Origin of the sequence: Aeromonas bestiarum, from assembly GCF_028751155.1 — a bacterium.
Classification (GTDB): Bacteria; Pseudomonadota; Gammaproteobacteria; order Enterobacterales; family Aeromonadaceae; genus Aeromonas; species Aeromonas bestiarum.
In genome coordinates, this window is the sequence record NZ_CP064746.1 from 1567209 (window position 1) to 1586545 (window position 19337).

The 19337-nt window shown below is 60.9% G+C and carries 17 protein-coding genes, 1 tRNA gene and 1 pseudogene; 14 read left to right on the forward strand and 5 right to left on the reverse strand.

What is annotated here, in order from left to right:
- The first annotated feature begins 119 nt into the window (after positions 1–119).
- Positions 120–1139: a DUF2066 domain-containing protein gene (locus IU367_RS07455; RefSeq protein WP_274453866.1), complete on the forward strand. Its 1020-nt coding sequence runs from the start codon at positions 120–122 to the stop codon at positions 1137–1139.
- 103 nt (positions 1140–1242) lie between these two features.
- Positions 1243–1944: a DnaA inactivator Hda gene (gene hda, locus IU367_RS07460; RefSeq protein WP_016351307.1), complete on the forward strand. Its 702-nt coding sequence runs from the start codon at positions 1243–1245 to the stop codon at positions 1942–1944.
- Between the two features lie 107 nt (positions 1945–2051).
- On the opposite strand, the gene aceA is transcribed toward hda, so the two are convergent.
- The 4 genes from aceA to IU367_RS07480 all read right to left on the reverse strand — a co-directional run bounded on the left by aceA (position 2052) and on the right by IU367_RS07480 (position 6246).
- Positions 2052–3365, reverse strand: coding sequence for an isocitrate lyase (gene aceA / locus IU367_RS07465; protein ID WP_043137483.1), 1314 nt, complete (start codon positions 3363–3365; stop codon positions 2052–2054).
- Between the two features lie 75 nt (positions 3366–3440).
- Positions 3441–5048, reverse strand: a complete 1608-nt coding sequence (gene aceB / locus IU367_RS07470) for a malate synthase A (RefSeq protein ID WP_274453867.1) — start codon at positions 5046–5048, stop codon at positions 3441–3443.
- A 715-nt stretch (positions 5049–5763) separates the two neighbouring features.
- Positions 5764–5910, reverse strand: coding sequence for a hypothetical protein (locus tag IU367_RS07475; protein ID WP_241279829.1), 147 nt, complete (start codon positions 5908–5910; stop codon positions 5764–5766).
- 259 nt (positions 5911–6169) lie between these two features.
- Positions 6170–6246: transfer RNA gene (locus IU367_RS07480), tRNA-Pro, on the reverse strand.
- A gap of 274 nt (positions 6247–6520) precedes the next feature.
- Here IU367_RS07480 and IU367_RS07485 point away from each other — a divergent pair.
- From IU367_RS07485 to IU367_RS07540, 12 genes and pseudogenes are all read left to right on the forward strand, one after another.
- On the forward strand, positions 6521–6700 hold the full coding sequence (locus IU367_RS07485) for a hypothetical protein (RefSeq protein ID WP_420796496.1): 180 nt from the start codon (positions 6521–6523) through the stop codon (positions 6698–6700).
- Between the two features lie 60 nt (positions 6701–6760).
- A pseudogene (locus IU367_RS07490) lies at positions 6761–6880 on the forward strand (tRNA adenosine(34) deaminase TadA); the annotation flags it as partial.
- Positions 6881–6927: 47 nt separating this feature from the next.
- Positions 6928–7098: a hypothetical protein gene (locus tag IU367_RS07495; RefSeq protein WP_420796497.1), complete on the forward strand. Its 171-nt coding sequence runs from the start codon at positions 6928–6930 to the stop codon at positions 7096–7098.
- On the forward strand, positions 7095–7634 hold the full coding sequence (tadA, locus tag IU367_RS07500) for a tRNA adenosine(34) deaminase TadA (protein ID WP_274453868.1): 540 nt from the start codon (positions 7095–7097) through the stop codon (positions 7632–7634). Before IU367_RS07495 ends, tadA begins: the two co-directional genes overlap by 4 nt.
- Positions 7635–7838: 204 nt before the next feature.
- The gene (locus IU367_RS07505) at positions 7839–10076 is read left to right on the forward strand and encodes an ABC transporter permease subunit (protein ID WP_043556646.1); all 2238 of its coding nucleotides are present in this window, start codon (positions 7839–7841) and stop codon (positions 10074–10076) included.
- A 50-nt stretch (positions 10077–10126) separates the two neighbouring features.
- Positions 10127–11776, forward strand: a complete 1650-nt coding sequence (gene pstA / locus IU367_RS07510; protein ID WP_274453869.1) for a phosphate ABC transporter permease PstA — start codon at positions 10127–10129, stop codon at positions 11774–11776.
- Positions 11777–11966: 190 nt separating this feature from the next.
- Positions 11967–12785: a phosphate ABC transporter ATP-binding protein PstB gene (gene pstB, locus IU367_RS07515; protein ID WP_043137469.1), complete on the forward strand. Its 819-nt coding sequence runs from the start codon at positions 11967–11969 to the stop codon at positions 12783–12785.
- A gap of 183 nt (positions 12786–12968) precedes the next feature.
- A complete protein-coding gene (phoU, locus tag IU367_RS07520; RefSeq protein ID WP_042036494.1) occupies positions 12969–13679 on the forward strand; it encodes a phosphate signaling complex protein PhoU in 711 nt (236 codons plus the stop codon).
- Between the two features lie 192 nt (positions 13680–13871).
- Complete coding sequence (paeA, locus tag IU367_RS07525) at positions 13872–15191, forward strand: polyamine export protein PaeA (protein ID WP_241326262.1); 1320 nt, start codon at positions 13872–13874, stop codon at positions 15189–15191.
- An 18-nt stretch (positions 15192–15209) separates the two neighbouring features.
- Positions 15210–15749, forward strand: a complete 540-nt coding sequence (locus IU367_RS07530; RefSeq protein ID WP_172955303.1) for a hypothetical protein — start codon at positions 15210–15212, stop codon at positions 15747–15749.
- 292 nt (positions 15750–16041) lie between these two features.
- Entirely contained in the window at positions 16042–16944 is a 903-nt protein-coding gene (locus tag IU367_RS07535; protein WP_274453870.1) for a homocysteine S-methyltransferase family protein, read from the forward strand.
- A gap of 9 nt (positions 16945–16953) precedes the next feature.
- Positions 16954–18354 carry a basic amino acid/polyamine antiporter gene (locus IU367_RS07540; RefSeq protein WP_274453871.1) on the forward strand — a complete coding sequence of 467 codons (1401 nt, stop codon included), beginning with the start codon at positions 16954–16956 and terminating at the stop codon, positions 18352–18354.
- 76 nt (positions 18355–18430) lie between these two features.
- Here IU367_RS07540 and IU367_RS07545 read toward each other — a convergent pair whose 3' ends face one another.
- Positions 18431–19270 (reverse strand): sterol desaturase family protein, encoded by an 840-nt coding sequence (locus IU367_RS07545; RefSeq protein ID WP_274453872.1) that lies wholly within the window; start codon positions 19268–19270, stop codon positions 18431–18433.
- Positions 19271–19337: the final 67 nt, after the last annotated feature.

A 19337-nucleotide genomic window follows, 5' to 3' on the forward strand; every position in this document is an offset into this window, starting at 1 on the left:
GTGGAAGGGGTGATCGGAGCCGGCGCCTCGCCGGCTCTGCTGTTTATCCCCCTCCAGCTTGCCGCAATACGCGCCTTGCCGCTACCATAAGCACCATCTCCCATTTCGAGACTCTTCTCATGTTCAAACGTGTTGTGACCGCCCTCTGCTGCAGCTTGTCATTCATGGTCTCGGCCGCTCAGGTGACCGATCTCTATCAGGGCAAGGCGCCCACCAGCGGCGACATGGTGGCGGCCCAGTCCCAGGCGTTGGGGGATGTGCTGGTCAAGGTGACCGGCAAGCGGGATATCCTCACCCAACCGGCCGTGGTCAAGGCGCTGGCCGCCCCTGGTGACTATGTGCAGCATTACGGCTATCAGGACGTGGGACCGGTCAAGTTTCTCAAGGCCGACTTTGACGTCGCCAAAGTCAACGCCTTGATCTCCCAAAGCAAATTTGCCCTGCTTGGGCCGGCCCGGCCTCAGGTGGCCATCTGGCTGGTGATCAATGAGGGAGAGCGCCGCGTCCTGCCGGATCAGTCCAGCGATGGCTGGGCCGCCGCGCTGCGAACCCAGAGCCAGGCCATGGGCCTGCCGGTCAGTATTCCCTTGATGGATCTCGATGACAACATGGCGGTCAATGCCACCGATGTCTGGGGCCGCTTCGCCGATCCCATCCTCAAGGCGAGCCAGCGCTACGGCGCCGAGATGGTGGTGCTGGGCAAGCTGACCCCGGAAGGGGAGAAGTGGAGCATAGACTGGGGCCTCTATGGACCCAAGGCCGGTGGCGAGCTGGCCGAGCTGACCCGCGGCAGTGGCAGCGGCACCCAGGCCGAGGTGGCGCAGGGGTTTGCCGATGGGCTGGCGGCCTGGCTGGTGCAAAACTATGGCGCGCGCATCTCGGGTGTCGCCTCCAGCCAGACCCTGGTGGTGGAAGGCTTGTCCGGCATAGACGGCATGATCACGGTGCAGAAAATGCTGCAGGGCATGGCCAGCGTCACCAAGGTGGAGATAGGCAAGCTGGAGGGGGACAAGGTCACCTTCAACCTGGCGTTGCAGGGGGACAAGGCCGAGCTCATCCGTGGCTTGCAACTGGAGAGCCGGTTGCGCCAGATTGATGATAATGACAGCGGTTTGCGCTACCAATGGTCGCAGCCCTGATCATTTCTGCCTTGTACCAACAGCCCGGCCAAGTCCGGGCGGTTCTCTATCTGCCTTTGCGATGATACACTCAGCCACAAATGTCACAGTCAAAGCCCAACGAGTGAAGCAACCGGCCCAACTGTCTTTAGCCGTACAATTACCGGATGATGAAACCTTCGTCAGTTTTTATCCCGGCAACAATGCTCATCTGATCACCGCCCTCAAGAATGCGGCCATCGGTCAGGGATCACCTTTCCTCTATTTCTGGGGCGCCAAGGGATCGGGACGCTCCCACCTGCTGCACGCCACCTGCGCCGAGGTCAATGCCCGCGATGCGGCGGCGGCCTATCTCTCCCTCGATCAGTTCGAACAACTGGATCCCAGCATGCTCGACGCCCTCGAAAGCCTGCCGCTGGTCTGTCTGGACAGTCTGGAAGCCATCGCCGGCAATGCGCTGTGGGAGCGGGCCCTGTTCGATTTTTACAATCGCTGGCAGGAGAAGGGCGAGGGTACCCTGGTGGTCACGGGTTGCAGCGCCCCGCGCAAGCTGGGGCTGCAGTTGCCGGATCTCGCCTCCCGCCTCGACTGGGGGGTGAGTTTCCATCTCGACGAGCTGGATGATGAAGGCAAGCTCAGTGCCCTGCAGCTGCGTGCCGAGCTGCGGGGCTTCAAATTGCCCATCGACGTGGGCCGCTTCCTGCTCAACCGACTCTCCCGCGATATGCGCACCCTGCTTACCACCCTCAATCAGCTCGATAACGCCTCATTTCGCGCCAAGCGCAAGCTCACCATCCCCTTCGTCAAAGAGATCCTCGAACTCTGAGCCGACGGTGACCGCCTGTCTGCGCTGCATCCTTGAGCGGCGAGCAAAAAGAAACCCCGGCACCTGGCCGGGGTTTTTGTTCGAGCTCGGTGGCTCGCATGCGGTTATCAGTGGAACTGATCTTCTTCGGTGGAACCTGTCAGCGCTGTCACTGACGATTGGCCACCCTGGATGACGGTGGTCACCTTGTCGAAGTAACCCGTGCCCACTTCCTGCTGGTGTGCCACGAAGGTGTAACCACGGCTGGCGGCGGCAAATTCCGGCTCCTGCACCATCTCGACGTAGTGTTTCATCCCCTCGCCACGGGCGTACTGGTAGGCCAGCTCGTACATGTGGAACCACATGTTGTGGATGCCCGCGAGGGTGATGAACTGGTACTTGTAACCCATGTCGGACAGCTCCTGCTGGAAGCGGGCGATGGTGGCATCGTCCAGGTTCTTCTTCCAGTTGAAGCTGGGGGAGCAGTTGTAGGCCAGTATGGTGTCCGGGTACTGCGCCTTGATGGCTTCGGCAAACTTGCGCGCCTCGTCCAGATCCGGCTTGGCGGTTTCACACCACACCATGTCGGCGTAGGGGGCATAGGCCAGACCACGGGAGATGGCCTGCTCGATCCCCGCCTGCACCTTGTAGAAGCCTTCTGCGGTGCGCTCACCGGTCAGGAAACCAGCATCGTAAGGGTCTGCATCTGTGGTCAGCAGGTCGGCCGCATTGGCGTCGGTACGGGCAATCACCAGGGTGGTGGTGCCGCAGACGTCGGCTGCCAGACGGGCGGCGACCAGCTTTTGTACCGCTTCCTGGGTGGGGACCAGTACCTTGCCGCCCATGTGGCCGCATTTCTTCACCGAGGCCAGCTGATCTTCGAAGTGCACGCCGGCGGCGCCCGCTTCAATCATCCCCTTCATCAGTTCGAAGGCGTTCAGCACGCCGCCGAAACCGGCTTCGGCATCCGCCACGATCGGCAGGAAGTAGTCGATGAAACCGGCATCCTGCGGACCCACCTTGTTGGCCCACTGGATCTGGTCGGCACGGGCAAACGAGTTGTTGATGCGCTCCACCACGGACGGGACAGAGTTGGCCGGGTAGAGGGACTGATCCGGGTACATGGTGGAGGACAAGTTGTTGTCCGCTGCCACTTGCCAGCCGGAGAGGTAGATGGCCTCTATGCCCGCCTTGGCCTGCTGCACCGCCTGGCCGCCGGTCAGGGCGCCGAGACAGTTGACGTAGCCTTTCTTGGCGCTGCCGTGGATCAGTTCCCACAGTTTGTCGGCGCCGCGCTGAGCCAGGGTGTGCGCCGGCTGCAAGCTGCCGCGCAGGTTCACCACGTCTTCGGCGCTGTAGCCGCGCTTGATCCCTTTCCAGCGGGGGTTTTCTGCCCAGTCTTTCTCGATAGCCTGGATCTGTTGCTCACGGGTCAGTGCCATATCAGTTCCCTCTTTCATTGATTTCACGTTTCCATTGACTTGTTATTGGCGGGCTCCGCTGGGGAGGCCCGGAGTTCAGAGCCGCTCGTAACCGGGCAGCGTCAGAAAATCGATCAGGGTGTCGGCGCAGGTGATCTGCTCCATCAGCTCGCTCGCCTCGGCAAAGCGCCCCGCTTGCCAACGGGCATCGCCCAGTTCGTGTTTGACCACCTGCTGCTCCTCGGCCAGCATCTGGCGGAACAGCGCCTTGGTCACCACCTGGCCGTTCGACAGGCTCTTGCCGTGGCGGATCCACTGCCAGATGGAGGTGCGGGAGATCTCGGCGGTGGCCGCATCTTCCATCAGGCCATAGATGGGCACGCAGCCGTTGCCGTTGATCCAGGCTTCCAGGTATTGCAGGGCGACCCGGATGTTGGTGCGCATGCCAGCCTCGGTGCGCTCACCCTCGCAGGGGGCCAGCAGGTCGGCGGCCGTGATGGGGGCATCCTGCTCGCGCAGCACGCCGATCTGGTTCTTGGCGCCAACGGGAATGGTGGCGTTGAACACCGCCATGGCGGTGTCGGCGAGGCCGGGGTGAGCCACCCAGGTGCCGTCGTGGCCGTTGTGGGCTTCGCGCTCCTTGTCCGCCTTGACCTTGGCAAACACCTGCTCGTTGACGGCCGCATCCTTGGCCGGAATGAAGGCGGCCATGCCACCCATGGCCAGCGCGCCGCGCTTGTGGCAGGTCTTGATCAGCAGGCGCGAATAGGCGGAGAGGAAAGGCTTGTCCATGGTGACTACCTGACGGTCCGGCAGGACCCGATCAGGGTGGTTCTTCAAGGTTTTGATGTAGCTGAAGATGTAGTCCCAGCGGCCGCAGTTGAGCGCGACTATGTGATCCTGCATCTGATAGAGCAGCTCATCCATCTCGAACACCGCAGGCAGGGTTTCGATGAGCACTGTGGCCTTGATGGTGCCGCGAGGCAGGCTGAACTTGTCCTCGGTCCAGGCGAACACTTCGCTCCACCAGCGCCCTTCCAGATGGCTCTGCAGCTTGGGCACATAGAAGTAGGGGCCCGAGCCCTTGGCCAGCAGCGCCTGATGGTTGTGCAGGAAATAGAGGGCGAAGTCGAACAGGCCGCCTGGGATGGGGGCGCCATCGAAGGTCACATGTTTTTCAGGCAGATGCAGGCCACGCACCCGGCAGATGAGCACGGCCGGATCCGGGTTCAGGGTATAGGCCTTTCCTTCCGGACTGGTGTAGGAGACGGTGCCGTTGACCGCATCGCGCAGGTTGATCTGACCCTCGATCACCTTGTTCCAGGCGGGGGCCAGCGAATCCTCGAAGTCCGCCATGAATACCTTGACGTTGGCATTGAGGGCGTTGATCACCATCTTGCGCTCGACCGGACCGGTGATCTCCACACGGCGGTCCTGCAGATCGGCGGGAATACCGCGAATGGTCCAGTCACCGGCACGGATGTGGGCGGTTTCCGGCAGGAAGTCCGGCAGCTCGCCGCCATCGATACGGGCCTGGCGTGCCACACGTTGTTTCAGCAATTCCCCTCTTTGGGGCGCGAAGCGTTCCACCAGTTCGGAGACCAGAGCCACCGCGTCCGGCGTCAGAATTTGCGCGAATTCGGGCAGCATCTCGCCCTGGATGCGAAGGCGGGCGCTGCAGTGGGTCTGAGCCGGTGCCGACATAAGGTTCACTCCTTTGAGAATTACATTTTGAACTTACTAACTACGACTAAAGTCGATCCCTGTTCTTTCAAACTTCCCGTAACAACGGGGTAATACGATTCATAAGGTGCGAAATATTGCCCTGTTCGTCAACCACTTTTTTAAAACGCCCGTTTTTGACTGGTGGTTAAGATGATGTTTTTAATGGACTTATGTGATTAGCGCAAAAGCTCTATGCAGATGGTTATGCGCTTGTTTTCCGCCCCCTGATGGTGGTGTGATCCAGTGGAGGGAATACGGCTCGGGATGTAACTTATTACGTAATAAAATTACAAATGCAAAAACAAATCCCGACCTAACTCCAAGCTTTAAAAAAACAGCTGTATGAAATTAGATCGGCGATCCCAGTGAATATCCAGCTCCTGCCAACATTGGCTAGTGAACATTTGTTTAAAACTTGGATGGTGAATGGGGGCCGAATGGGATTTACCCCACCAGCGAGGGGAAAGTGACGAGCAATAACGTAGGTTTGTATCACCTTGGCCTGACAACTCGCAGAGGGAGGGGAGGGTGATGGGTAGTGAATGCAACTGGTTATGTTCAGTTTTTCAGCATTTTATTGTTATTTGTATCAGCGGGCCTTCCTGGCCCCTCGGGAGGATGAAAGGGTGGCGAAATTCACGGCTCAGCGGCCACACTCTCCTGTTGCGTGCGGGGGATCCCTTGAGGGGCGGGATCAGTAATCGTCGTCCGGCGCCGCCAGATCGACCACGTCAAGACGCACTATGGTGCCGTATTCAGTGCCATATTCGTTATCACCGAGCTCGACGTTCGGTAGTGGCAGGGGGGCCAGATCGGGTTGTGCGTCAACTGCTTGCGTCATGGGTGCTTGCCTCGTTGGATTGCAAGCCGGTTGGTGACTCCATCACCCGGATTTCCACCTCCCTGTATCCATTGCCGGCGGAAAAGTGGCGTATCCTAGCGATACTCGCCAGCGGTTTCAAGTGGTTCTGTATAAAAAACATGCCGTCGATAAGCGATGGCTCTGTGGGCAAGGTGTTTGGCAGGACAATAAAGATGGGAAGCGGGCAACGAGGCAAAAAAATAGCCCAGTCGCGAGACTGGGCTATTTTCGGGGAAAATGGTCGGTGTGAGAGGATTCGAACCTCCGACCCTCTACACCCCATGCAGATGCGCTACCTGGCTGCGCTACACACCGACGAGGTCAGTCTGAGCTGACGGAAAGGAGTCTAATGATATGGATCGGTTGGTGCAACTCCTTTTTTATCAGGGAGATGCCGACTGCTTCTTTATTGCGCAACCAAGATGTAGCTTGGGCCTGCAGGTGAGATTTGGCATAATCGCCGCCCCGTGTTGCGGTGCGTGCATCCACTGCCAGGCGAGCAGCCTTGCCGGGTGATCACGCACGTCGTCATCAGCCGCCGGGCAGGGGCCGGTTCGGGATAAGCGCATCCGGATAAAAGAAGAGACGGATGAGCGATCAATCAGGCCAGGAGGCAGGACAAACCGTCATGAACAAGCTGTCGAGAGAGGACAAGGGCGTGGAACCACCAGAAATCGCACCGTGCTTGGGGCATGGCGAGCAAGACGAGCGCTGGATGCGCCACGCCATGGCGCTGGCTGCCAGGGCCGAGGGGGGGGGAAACGGGTGAGATCCCGGTCGGCACGGCGCCAATGTTCAAGGCACAAAGGCAATATAAAGAGGTAAGTGCGTGACGCCATCAGAGAATGCTGACTCCTTTGAGCAAGTGCAGCAAGACGAGCGCTGGATGCACCACGCCATGGCACTGGCCGCCAGGGCCGAGGGAGAAACGGGTGAGATCCCGGTCGGCACGGCGCCAATGTTCAAGGCACAAAGGCAATATAAAGAGGTAAGTGCGTGACGCCATCAGAGAATGCTGACTCCTTTGAGCAAGCGCAGCAAGACGAGCGCTGGATGCGCCACGCCATGGCGCTGGCCGCCAGGGCCGAGGGGGAAACGGGTGAGATCCCGGTCGGCACGGCGCCAAGGTTCAAGGCTCGAAGGCAATATAAAGAGGTAAGGGCGTGACGCTATCAGAGAATGCTGACTCCTTTGAGCAAGCGCAGCAAGACGAGCGCTGGATGCGCCACGCCATGGCACTGGCCGCCAGGGCCGAGGGGACAGGCGAGATCCCGGTCGGTGCCGTGCTGGTGCTGGGGGACGAGGTGGTCGGTGAGGGGTGGAATCGCTCCATCAGCGCCCATGACGCCTGCGCCCATGCGGAAATCATGGCGATCCGCGCCGCCGGTGTCCGGCTGGAAAACTACCGGCTGCTCGACACCACCCTCTATGTGACGCTGGAGCCCTGCTGCATGTGCGCCGGCGCCCTGATCCACAGCCGGGTCAAACGGGTGGTGTACGGGGCGCGGGATCTCAAGACAGGGGCGGCCGGGTCCGTGTTCGAGATATTGCAGGACCCGCGCCATAACCACAGGGTCGAGTTGACCGGCGGTGTGCTGGCGGAAGCCTGCTCGGCCCAGCTGTCGGCCTTCTTCAAGCGTCGCCGCGCCGAGAAAAAGGCGGCCAGACAGGCGCTGCAACAAAGCGGCGGCCCCGCCGTCTGACACCAAGGGGGGCGTCATCTCGCCCCCGCGCTTGATGATTTTATATATCCTCATATAAAACAGCGGGTTGTCACTGCTGCTTGCCGACAATGCCCTGCCTGAATGCCCCCCAAAATAACCTCTTCACAGAGGGCCTCGATGTAACAAAACTGTCATGCAACCGCCATATAATGCCGCCAAGCCTAGCTCACATTGAGGTCTTGCATGTCATCGGAATCGATAAACTTGGGTATGGCGGGCAGTAGAAAGCGCCGTATCAAGGATAAGTTGGCCAAGTACGGGGTCACCACGGGTGGTGCCCTGGTGCTGGTGGCCCTGTTGCTCATTTTCTTCTACCTGCTCTATGTGGTGAAACCCATCTTCAATGGCGCCACGATGGAGCCGACCGCGTCGTTCACGCTACCCGTTGCGGGCAAGACCGCCTGGCTCGGGATGGAGGAGCAGAACGAGATTGGCTACCGCTTCAGCGACAAGGGGCTGGTCAACTTCTTCGCCGTCCAGGGGGATGGCAAGGTCAAGGTGGGGCAGGCGCTGGGTCAGGCCCAGGTCGCGGGTGACATCACCACGGTCGCACCGCCGGCACCGGGTCAGAAGCTCATCGCCTACGGCTTTGCCGATGGCAAGGCGCTGGTGATGCAGCCCTACTTCAAGGTCTCCTATCCCAACGACGTGCGCGTCATCGAGCCCAGCCTGCAATATCCCTTCGGCGAAGCACCCGTGGTGATAGATCCGCAAGGGAAAGCGTTGCAGCTGATGGTGTTCGAGGCGACCAAGGAGAAGATGGCCACCGCCGCCGTGACCGAGGATGGCCGCGGCGTGATGACGGTCATGAGCGGCGAGGAGAACTTCCTCTCCGGCGAGGTGGAGTGGAGCGCCCAGAACTACAGCATTCCCTCCCTGCCGCGTCATGTGGATCAGCTGTTGCTGACCCCCAATCTGCGTATCCTGTTCGTGCGTGAGGGCAACCGTCTCTCCGTCTACGACATTCACAACCTCAATGACATCTCCCTGCGCAACGTCATGGAGATCAATGCCCCCAACGCCAACGTGACCCGGGTCGAGCTGCTCTCCGGTGCCTCATCCCTGCTGGTGGGCAATGACAACGGCGTCATCTCCCAGTGGTTCGAAGTGGCCAAGGACGGCAAGCGCCAGTTCACCCCCATTCGTGACTTCAAGGGCGATGGCCCGGTCGACTTGCTGACCCCGGAGCACTTTCGCAAGGGCTTCATCAGCGCAGGCAAGGATGGCACCGTCAGCTTCTTCCACGCCACCGGCGAGACCAAGCTGCTGAGCGAGAAGGTCGAGGGCGGCGCCCTGTCGGCCCTGGCCATCTCGCCACGCCACAACGTGCTGCTGATGCAGCAGGGGGATGGCTTCAAACTGTTCGCGGTGGAGAATGAGCACCCCGAGGTGACCTGGTCTGCCCTGTGGCAGGAGGTGTGGTACGAAGGCTACCCTGAGCCTCAGTATGTGTGGCAATCCACTTCCGCCAGCAATGACTTCGAAGCCAAGCTGAGCCTGGTGCCGCTGGTGTTCGGCACCCTGAAAGCCTCCTTCTACGCCATGATGTTTGCGGTGCCGCTCGGCGTTGCCGGCGCCATCTACACCGCCTACTTCATGTCGGCCGGGCTGCGCAAATACGTCAAGCCGACGGTCGAGATCATGGCGGCGCTGCCGACCGTTATCCTGGGCTTCCTGGCGGGTCTCTGGCTAGCTCCCATCATAGAGGGGGCGCTGCCCGGGGTGATCCTGCTGCTGATCCTGCTGCCGATGGGGATGCTGCTGACCGCGCTGGTGTGGAACTACCTGCCGGAGCGTGGCCGGTCGTGGTTGCCGGAAGGGTGGCACGCCATCCTGCTGATTCCCGTGCTGCTGCTGATCGGCTGGGGCGCCTTCGCGGTGAGCCCGCTCATCGAGAACGCTTTCATGCACGGCGACTCGCGCATCTGGCTGACCCACGAGATGGGTATCAAGTTTGACCAGCGCAACTCCCTGGTGGTCGGTATCGCCATGGGCTTTGCCGTCATCCCCACCATCTTCTCCATCGCCGAGGACGCTGTCTTCTCCGTGCCCAAGCATCTCACCCAGGGCTCGCTGGCGCTGGGGGCGACCCCCTGGCAGACCCTGAGCCGGGTGGTGATCCTCACCGCCAGCCCGGGCATCTTCTCGGCGGTGATGATGGGCCTTGGCCGTGCCGTTGGCGAGACCATGATAGTGCTGATGGCCACTGGCAACACCCCCATCATGGACTTCTCCATGTTCCAGGGACTGCGCACCCTGGCCGCCAATATCGCGGTGGAGATGCCGGAGTCGGAAGTGGGCAGCTCTCACTATCGGGTGTTGTTCCTCGCGGCCTTCGTCCTGTTTGTATTCACCTTTATGTTCAACACCCTGGCCGAGTTCATTCGTCAGCGGTTGCGTGAAAAATACAGCTCTCTGTAATGAGCCGTTCCATCAAAAGCGGCGTTCTGTATATGAACAAGGAATCGATAATGGGTAAGTGGTTTAAATCAGGGGCCCCCTGGATCTGGATGACCGGCGGTGCCGTCAGCCTGAGTCTGGTCGCGGTACTGGGTCTGCTGCTGCTGATTGGCTGGCGCGGTCTGGTCTACTTCTGGCCTCACCCCATCTATGAGTGGCAGCTCGAAGACGCTGGCGGCAACAAGAGCGTACTGATCGGCGAGATCAACGACCGTGAACTGGTGCCGGTGGAGCGGCTGCGTGCCGCGGGCTTGCCGCTGGAGGGGGAGGAGCGCGAGCTGCTGACCCGCTATCTGGTCAAGACCGGCAACCGCGAGTTCGTCGACCTCGATTTTCGCTGGGTGCTGGAGACCGACATCAAGTCCCAGAGCCTGCCGACCGAGCTGGCCATGGTGGAGCGTGCCACCAACGGCAACTTCTACGGCTACATAGTCGGGGTCAAGGAGGACGGCCGCGAGCTGAGCCAGGATCTGCATCCCGCGCTGCAACGGGTGCTGGCCCGTGCCAACGATCTCTCCGAACAGGCTGACGATCTGCAAAAAGGGGACATAGGCAGCATCAACTATCAGCTGGAACGGCTGCGCCTGAAAGAGCGCAAGGCAGAGCTGGACGACAAGCTGACCGATCAGCTTAAAACCCAGCTGGCCGAGCAGCGTCAGGCCCTCAATGACAACTATCAGGTGCTGGAGAAGCAGCTCTTCTCCCTGCGTGCCCAGGCGGACAGAGACAGCATCACGGTCAAGGACATGCGCGGCGAGCTGGTGACCATGCCCATGTCCAAGGTGCTGGACGTGGTGTGGCCCAACGACATGAGCCTGCTGGCCAAGGTGGGCTACTGGTTCCACCAGATCGGCAAGTTCGTCTCCGACGATCCCCGCGAGGCCAACACCGAGGGCGGCGTATTCCCGGCCATCTTCGGCACCGTCTTCATGGTGTTCCTGATGGCTATCATAGTCACGCCGCTCGGCGTGGTGGCGGCTGTCTACCTGCACGAGTACGCGGGCAAGAACAGCCTGACCAAGATCATCCGCATCGCCGTGATCAACCTGGCGGGTGTGCCCTCCATCGTCTACGGCGTGTTCGGTCTGGGCTTCTTCGTCTACACGCTCGGCGGCTCGCTGGATCAGCTGTTCTATCCGGAAGCGCTGCCGAGCCCGACCTTCGGCTCCCCCGGCGTCATCTGGTCGGCGCTGACCCTGGCCATCCTGACCCTGCCGGTGGTGATCGTCTCCACCGAAGAGGGGCTGGCCCGGATCCCGAGCACCATTCGCCAGGGGTCGCTGGCACTGGGCGCCACCCAGGCAGAGACCCTGTGGCGCATCGTGCTGCCCATGGCGAGCCCGGCCATCATGACAGGCCTTATCCTGGCGATCGCCCGCGCCGCCGGTGAAGTGGCGCCGCTGATGCTGGTGGGGGTGGTGAAGCTGGCGCCGACCCTGCCGATGGATGGCAACTTCCCGTATCTGCACGTGGAGCGCAAGTTCATGCATCTGGGCTTCCACATTTACGATGTGGGCTTCCAGAGCCCCAACGTCGAGGCGGCGCGGCCACTGGTGTATGCCACCTCCTTCCTGCTGGTGACGGTGATCGTCGGCCTCAACCTGACGGCCATCGGCATTCGTAACCATTTACGCGAGAAGTTCCGTTCTTTGGAGCATTGATGATGAACCTGACGGACATCACAGGCATTCGTAACCACTTGCGTGAAAAATTCCGGTCGCTGGAACATTAATCCAGCCACCCCAGACTGATGTGAGGCAAGGGACGGGCGGCCGCCCCCCTTGCCAGTCAAGTGTTCCGGCCGCTGGCACATCAAGATGCCCGCCGCCATCGACTGATTTGAGGTAACAGATGATCAACGTAACGACAGCTTCCACCCAGCACACTGCGCTGGATCTGCTCAACCTGAGCCCGGAGCAGACCGCGCTGGAGGTCAAGGATCTCAACCTGTACTACGGCAACAAGCAGGCGCTGTTCAACGTCAACATGAAGATCCCCAAGGGGCAGGTGACGGCCTTTATCGGCCCGTCTGGTTGCGGTAAATCGACCCTGCTGCGCTGCATCAACCGGATGAACGATCTGGTGGAGATCTGCCGCATCGAGGGGGAGATCCAGCTGCACGGCCACAACATCTACGACAAGGGGGTGGATGTCTCCGCCCTGCGTCGCCAGGTGGGCATGGTGTTCCAGCGCCCCAACCCCTTCCCCAAGTCCATCTACGAGAACGTGGTCTATGGCCTGCGCCTGCAGGGCATCAACGATCGCCGCACCCTGGACGAGGCGGCCGAGCGCTCCCTGCGCGGCGCGGCCCTGTGGGACGAGGTGAAGGATCGGCTGCACGACAACGCCTTCGGCCTCTCCGGCGGTCAGCAGCAGCGACTGGTGATTGCCCGTGCCATCGCCATCGAGCCGGAAGTGCTGCTGCTGGATGAACCCACATCGGCACTGGATCCTATTTCGACCCTCACCATCGAGGAGTTGATCAATGAGCTCAAGAGCCAGTTCACCGTGGTGATCGTCACCCACAACATGCAACAGGCGGCGCGGGTCTCGGATCAGACCGCCTTCATGTACATGGGCGAGCTCATCGAGTACTCGAACACCAACACCATCTTCACCACCCCGGCCAAGAAGAAGACCGAGGACTACATCACCGGTCGTTACGGCTAATAGTGTGAGTGGCAGAGCAGGGGTGATAGATATGAACAGCAAGAAACAGATTACCGGTCAGTTCAACGGCTAAGGCATGCTTGGTGCAATAAGGGTTATTGGTATGAGCAAGATGAGCATCAAGAAACAGATTACCGGTCAGTTCAACGGCTAGGGCATACTCGGAGCATAAGGATTATTTGTATGGACAATATGAACCTCAATAAACACATCTCCGGTCAGTTCAATGCCGAACTTGAGAGCGTGCGCAATCAGGTGCTGGTGATGGGCGGCCTGGTGGAGCAGCAACTGACCGACGCCATCGCGGCCATCCACGATCAGGATCTGGATGCGGCGCGCAAGATAGTGGCCAACGATCACAAGGTCAACGCCATGGAAGTAGCGATCGACGAGGAGTGCACCCGCATCATCGCCAAGCGTCAGCCCACCGCGTCCGACCTGCGGCTGGTGATGGCCATCATCAAGACCATCACGGATCTGGAGCGCATCGGCGACGTGGCGGACAAGATTGCCCGCATGCTGACCGACAACGCCAACAAGCCGCAACCGCCGCTGGTATCGCTCGAGAACATGGGCCGGCGCACCATCAAGATGCTGCACGATGTGCTCGACGCCTTTGCCCGCATGGATCTGGAGGCGGCCATCGCCGTCTACAAGGAAGATGACAAGGTGGACCGGGAGTACGAGTCCATCATTCGCGAGCTGATGACCTACATGATGGAAGATCCGCGCACCATACCCCAGGTGCTGAACGTGCTGTGGGCGGCGCGGGCCATAGAGCGGGTCGGCGATCGCTGCCAGCACATCTGCGAGTACATAGTCTATTACGTCAAAGGCAAGGACGTGCGCCACACCAAGGCGGACGAGCTCAATGAGCTGCTCGGCAAGCACTGACCGCAAAATGAATAAAAAGGCGCTTTGGGCGCCTTTTTTGTTGCACTGGGTGCCAGAGTAAGATATCGCCACCCAACAGGCGCTTTTCTGCTAGAATATGCCCCCTGTGTGAGTCCCGGATGGACTCACGGTCTGGTCTCCCAGGCCCAGTTTGCCGTCTTGTGCTAAGACGGGTGTAGCAATAGGTTAATCATGAGTTTTGCCGATAGTTTATTTTTTCTGATGTTGCTGGTTGCCGGCAGCGTGTTCTTCTCTCTTTCCGAGATATCCCTTGCCGCCTCCCGCAAGATCAAGTTGCAGGTGATGGCCGATGAGGGAAACCGCCATGCCGCCAAGGTGCTGGCGCTGCAGGCCCAGCCGGGTAATTTCTTTACCGTGGTGCAAATTGGCCTCAATACCGTCGCCATCTTGGGCGGTATCCTGGGTGAGTCTGCCCTGAATCCTGCCATCAAGGTGTTCATCTCCGGCTTCTATCAAGGCCCCTGGCTCAGCCAGATAAGCTCCGCCGCCTCCTTCGTGTTCGTCACCGGCATGTTCATCCTGATCGCCGACCTGATGCCCAAGCGCCTGGCCATGACCATGCCGGAGCGGATCGCCGTGGTGGTGGTACGCCCCATGCTGCTGTGCGTGACCCTGCTGATGCCGCTGGTGTGGTTCTTCAATGGCATGGCGAATGCGTTGTTCCGTCTGCTGCGGGTCTCCATGATACGCAACGACGAGATCACCTCTGACGACATCTATGCGGTGATGGATGCAGGCGCCGAGGCCGGCGTCATCCAGCGTGAAGAGCATCAGCTCATCGAGAACGTGTTCGAGTTGCAGTCCCTCGGCGTGACCTCCGCCATGACGGCCCGCGAGAGCCTCATCTACTTCACCCTGCAAGAGGGCGAGGAGAGCATCAAGGCCAAGATCGCCGAACACCCGCACAACAAGTTTCTGGTCTGTGACCACAACCTCGACAGCATCAAGGGCTTCGTCGATGCGAAAGAGCTGCTGATCCGCGTCATCAGCGGCCAGAGCATAGACCTCAACAGCGGCTCCCTGGTGCAGAACGTCATCATCATTCCTGACACCCTCAACCTCTACGAGGCGATGGAGTACTTCAAGAACCACAGGGGCGACTTCGCCGTGGTGATGAACGAATACGCGCTTGTGGTGGGGATAGTCACCATGAACGACCTGATGAGTACCGTCATGGGCGAGTGGGCCACCCACGTGGTGGAAGAGCAGATAGTGCAGCGGGACGAAAACTCCTGGCTGGTGGATGGAGTGACCCCCATCTCGGACGTGATGCGGGCCTTCGACATCGAAGAGTTTCCGGATAGCCAGAACTACGAGACCATAGCCGGTTTCATCATGTTCATGCTGCGCAAGATCCCCAAGCGTACCGACTCTGTGAAATACGCGGGCTACAAGTTCGAAGTGGTCGACATCGACAGCTACAAGATCGACCAGCTGCTGGTCACCCGGGTCGAACCCGTGGTGGCCGAGAAGCCTGCTCAGGAATCGTAAAGGAGCTATCAAGGAGTCATGAAGATGCAGTCTCATTCCCGTGCGCTGGCCTGTGTGGCGCTCGCCCTCGCGCTGGGCGCTTGCAGCCAGAGCGCACCCCGCAAGGCCACAGCCGTTGCCAAACCTGTCGCTCCCAAGGCGGTGGTGGTGCCGCAGCCGGATCCCGATGCCGTGGTGCAAAGTGGCGTGGCAGAGCCGAGCCCTGTGTTCGATGAAGAGTATCACGGCCCGGATCAGGGGTCCCTCGAGTCGGTGACCGCCCTGTTTGCCCGTGGCTACATAGAGTCGGCCATGCGCGAGACCATGCTGGCGGCGGTGCACAACGACTATCCGCTGCTCGGCATGCGGGATGTGCGGCTGACCGATCCTGTCTCCAAGTTCCTTACCTCTGCCCATGCTGCCACCACGGCCCACGATTATCTCTATGCCGGGGTGCAGCGTCGACTGGGTCGCCCGCTGAGCCCGGCTCAGTGGGAGCAGATCTGGCGTGGTCTGCCCCAGCAGGGTCGGGTTTCCGACTGGACCAAGCAGATAAAACGGGTGCTGGCAGGGCGTTAAGCCACCTGTTCATCCTGTTGCAATGAGGCCACCCTTGGGTGGCCTCACGCTTTTCTGCTTTCTGCCGCCTTCGCTGTTTTCCCGTCTCTGTTGTCTGCTGATGTCCTGTGATACCGATTGCCGTCGGCTCGGCTTTGTTCTATCTTATTTTGGACGTCTAAACATCCATATGTTTTTATGGCTGATTTGGCGGTTCACCCTGAATGGGCAAGGCGATGCACAGCCACGCCAGCCAGGAGAACAGCCACAGATGAAACATGCAGACAAACACAACAACAAAGAGACAGGACAGATGGAAACACAGGCATTGTGGGTACTGGACGGTGGCATGGGGCGTGAGCTGGCACGGCGGGGCGCGCCATTTCGCCAGCCCGAGTGGTCGGCGCTGGCGCTGATAGATGCGCCGCAGACGGTGCGCGAAGTGCATCAGGCCTATGTGGCCAGCGGTGCCCGCGTTATCACCACCAACAGCTATGCGCTGGTGCCGTTTCATATCGGTGCCGAGCGTTTTGCCGCCGAAGGGGAAGCGCTGGCGGCGCTGGCTGGCCAGCTGGCCCGCGAGGTGGCCGATGAACAGGGCGGTGCCGTGCAGGTGGCGGGATCTTTGCCGCCGCTGTTTGGCTCCTACCGCGCCGATCTGTTCGAGGCGGACAGAGTGAGCGAGCTGGCGACGCCGCTTATCCGGGCGCTGACGCCTCATGTGGACATCTGGCTGGCCGAGACCATGAGCCTGATTGCCGAGCCGCTGGCGCTCAAGGCGCTGTTGCCGGCGGATGGCAAGCCGTTCTGGGTCTCCTTTACCCTGGAGGACGAGGCGCCGGGCAGCGAGCCGACTCTGCGCTCCGGCGAGCGGGTGGTCGATGCCGTCACGGCGCTGGTCGCGGTCGGGGTGGATGCCATCCTGTTCAACTGTTGCCAGCCCGAGGTGATTGAGGCCGCGCTGACGGTGGCCGGCGACAGGTTGCTGGCGCTGGGTCGAGGGGATATTCGCCTCGGCGCTTACGCCAATGCCTTCCCGCCCCAGCCAAAAGAGGCGACCGCCAACGACGGGCTGGACGAGATCCGCGCCGATCTGGGGCCGCTGGATTACCTCGGCTGGGCCGAGCGCTGGCGCACCGTCGGGGCCTCTCTCATCGGGGGGTGCTGCGGCATAGGCCCAGAGCATATTCAGGCCCTGGCCAGCCGGCTGCGCTAAGGAGATCACATGAAAGAGAGCAAAATAGGCCTCTGGTCCCTCACCGCCCTGGTGTTCAGCTCCATGGTGGGGGCGGGCATCTTCAGCCTGCCCCAGAACATGGCCGAGGTGGCCGGTGCCCGCGCCGTGCTGATCGGCTGGGGCGTGACCGGGGTGGGCATAGTGGCGCTGGCCATGAGCTTCCTCTATCTGTCGCGGCTCAGACCGGATCTCGATGGCGGCATCTACAGCTATGCCCGCGCCGGCTTTGGCGATCTGGTGGGTTTTTTCTCCGCCTGGGGTTACTGGCTGTGCGCCACCATAGGCGTGGTGGGCTATCTGGTGATCGCCTTCGCCGCGCTGGGCAGCTTCGTCGATACGCCAACCGAAATCTGGTTCGGCGAGGGCAACACCCTGTCCGCCTTCATCGGCGAATCCTGCATCCTCTGGGCCGTGCACCTGCTGGTGGCCCGTGGCGTGCAGCAGGCCGCTCTGTTCAATCTGGTGGCGACCCTGGCCAAGAGCCTGCCGCTGCTGCTGTTCATCCTGTTCGCCTGCTACTGGTTCGACCCTGTGACCTTCGCGGCGGATCAGGGGGGCAGCACGCTGGCTGTGCCGGTCTCCGAGCAGGTGCGCAACACCATGCTGATCACCCTCTGGGTCTTCACCGGCATCGAAGGGGCGGCCGTGCTGTCGGCCCGTGCCAGAAACAAGCGGGATGTGGGCACGGCCACAGTGCTGGGGGTGGTGCTGGCGCTGCTGCTCTATGTGCTCATCTCTGTGCTGGCGCTGGGGATATTGAGCCGCCCTGAGCTCGCGGCCCTGCCCAACCCCTCCATGGCGGGACTGATGGCCCAGATGACAGGCTCCTGGGGCAAGCTGCTGATCAGCGTCGGCCTCATCGTGTCGGTGCTCGCCTCTTACGTGAGCTGGACCCTGTTCTCGGCCGAGGTGCCCTTCAGTGCGGCGCGCCACGGCGCCTTTCCGGCCATCTTCCGGCGCCAGAATCGCAACGGCACTCCCATAGCGTCGCTGTGGCTCACCAGCCTGACGGTGCAGGGCTGCCTACTGCTGGTGTGGTTGCTTGGCAAGGGGTATACCAGCCTTCTGCTCATCTCCACCTCCATGATCCTGGTGCCCTACCTGCTGATCGGCCTCTTCCTGCTCAAACTGTCCTTGAGTGGTGAGGGCAACGGCCTGATGCGGACTGTAGCGCTGGTGTCGAGCGGCTACGGCCTCTGGCTGCTCTATGCCGCCGGGGTGGAATACCTGCTGCTCTCCTTGCTGCTGTACGGGCCGGGCCTGCTGCTGTTTCTCTACAGCCGCCGTCAGCTGGCTGGCGCCGAACGACTCAGTGGCCGCGAGCGACTGCTGGCCGGGATAACCCTGGTGAGCCTGATTCCCGCACTCTGGTCATTTGCCCATGTCTGATCCTGGTCTGTGACTGGCAATGAAAGAGAGCGCCCTGGTGGCGCTCTCTTTTTTTACTCTGCGGCAAGGTTCTGATTCAGACGCTGCCGGGGCCGGCCGGCTTGCCAAACAGCACGCCGAGTTTCTGCAGCCAGGGGAGGCCACGGGCCTCGCGCAGCATGTCGCGCCACTCGTGGAAGGTGAGGGTGAGCGGATTGAAGCTGCGGACCGGCTTGGTTATGCCGAAGCGACAGGGCTCGGCGGGGTCCTCTTCCACGAAGGTGCCGAACAGCCTGTCCCAGATAATGAGCACGCCGGCGAAGTTGCGGTCTATGTATTTGGCATTGCTGGCGTGGTGCACCCTGTGGTGGGAGGGGGTGTTGAAGACCCACTCAAGCCAGCCCAGCTTGCCCACCACCTGGGTGTGAACGAAGAACTGAAAACCCAGGCTGAGCAGCACGGTCGCCACCACGGCCTGGGGCGGGAAGCCGATGAGGATCATTGGGATCCAGAACAGCCACATGCCGGAGATTGGGTACATCAGACTCTGGCGAAAGGCGGTGGAGAGGTTGAGTCGCTCCGAGCTGTGATGCACCACGTGGGAGGCCCACAGCCAGCGTACATGGTGGCTGGCAAAGTGGAACAGCCAGTAACAGAGATCCTGAAGCAAAAAGAGCAGCAAGATGCTCCAGAGATTGAGCTCTATGTCGAACAGGCGCCAGCCCCAGAGGGCGTCATACAGGTAGGCGATGGCGATGGCCGTCAGTGCATCGCCCCCCTGATGCATCAGGGCCAGGGCGGCGTTGGCGAACAAGTCTCGCCACTGGTAGGTGGCGGTGGGAAAGGCCGCCCCGTGCTTGCGCAGGTAGAGCATCTCCCAGCCGATAAAGGCCAGGAAGATCGGGGAGAGGTAGAGCAGCAGCAGTTGCACATCCATGTTGGGCATCCGGTTTGACCAGTTGGGTTCCAGCATACCGAATGGATTTAAAATTTCATTAACATTT

Coding starts and splice junctions, on each gene's coding strand:
- IU367_RS07475 (WP_241279829.1), bottom strand. CDS start 5,910: ATGACGCAAGCAGTTGACGCACAACCCGATCTGGCCCCCCTGCCACTA.
- phoU (WP_042036494.1), top strand. CDS start 12,969: ATGGACAATATGAACCTCAATAAACACATCTCCGGTCAGTTCAATGCC.
- IU367_RS07545 (WP_274453872.1), bottom strand. CDS start 19,270: ATGGATGTGCAACTGCTGCTGCTCTACCTCTCCCCGATCTTCCTGGCC.
- pstA (WP_274453869.1), top strand. CDS start 10,127: ATGGGTAAGTGGTTTAAATCAGGGGCCCCCTGGATCTGGATGACCGGC.
- IU367_RS07485 (WP_420796496.1), top strand. CDS start 6,521: ATGAGCGATCAATCAGGCCAGGAGGCAGGACAAACCGTCATGAACAAG.
- IU367_RS07535 (WP_274453870.1), top strand. CDS start 16,042: ATGGAAACACAGGCATTGTGGGTACTGGACGGTGGCATGGGGCGTGAG.
- IU367_RS07505 (WP_043556646.1), top strand. CDS start 7,839: ATGTCATCGGAATCGATAAACTTGGGTATGGCGGGCAGTAGAAAGCGC.
- pstB (WP_043137469.1), top strand. CDS start 11,967: ATGATCAACGTAACGACAGCTTCCACCCAGCACACTGCGCTGGATCTG.
- IU367_RS07540 (WP_274453871.1), top strand. CDS start 16,954: ATGAAAGAGAGCAAAATAGGCCTCTGGTCCCTCACCGCCCTGGTGTTC.
- aceB (WP_274453867.1), bottom strand. CDS start 5,048: ATGTCGGCACCGGCTCAGACCCACTGCAGCGCCCGCCTTCGCATCCAG.
- IU367_RS07530 (WP_172955303.1), top strand. CDS start 15,210: ATGAAGATGCAGTCTCATTCCCGTGCGCTGGCCTGTGTGGCGCTCGCC.
- aceA (WP_043137483.1), bottom strand. CDS start 3,365: ATGGCACTGACCCGTGAGCAACAGATCCAGGCTATCGAGAAAGACTGG.
- IU367_RS07455 (WP_274453866.1), top strand. CDS start 120: ATGTTCAAACGTGTTGTGACCGCCCTCTGCTGCAGCTTGTCATTCATG.
- paeA (WP_241326262.1), top strand. CDS start 13,872: ATGAGTTTTGCCGATAGTTTATTTTTTCTGATGTTGCTGGTTGCCGGC.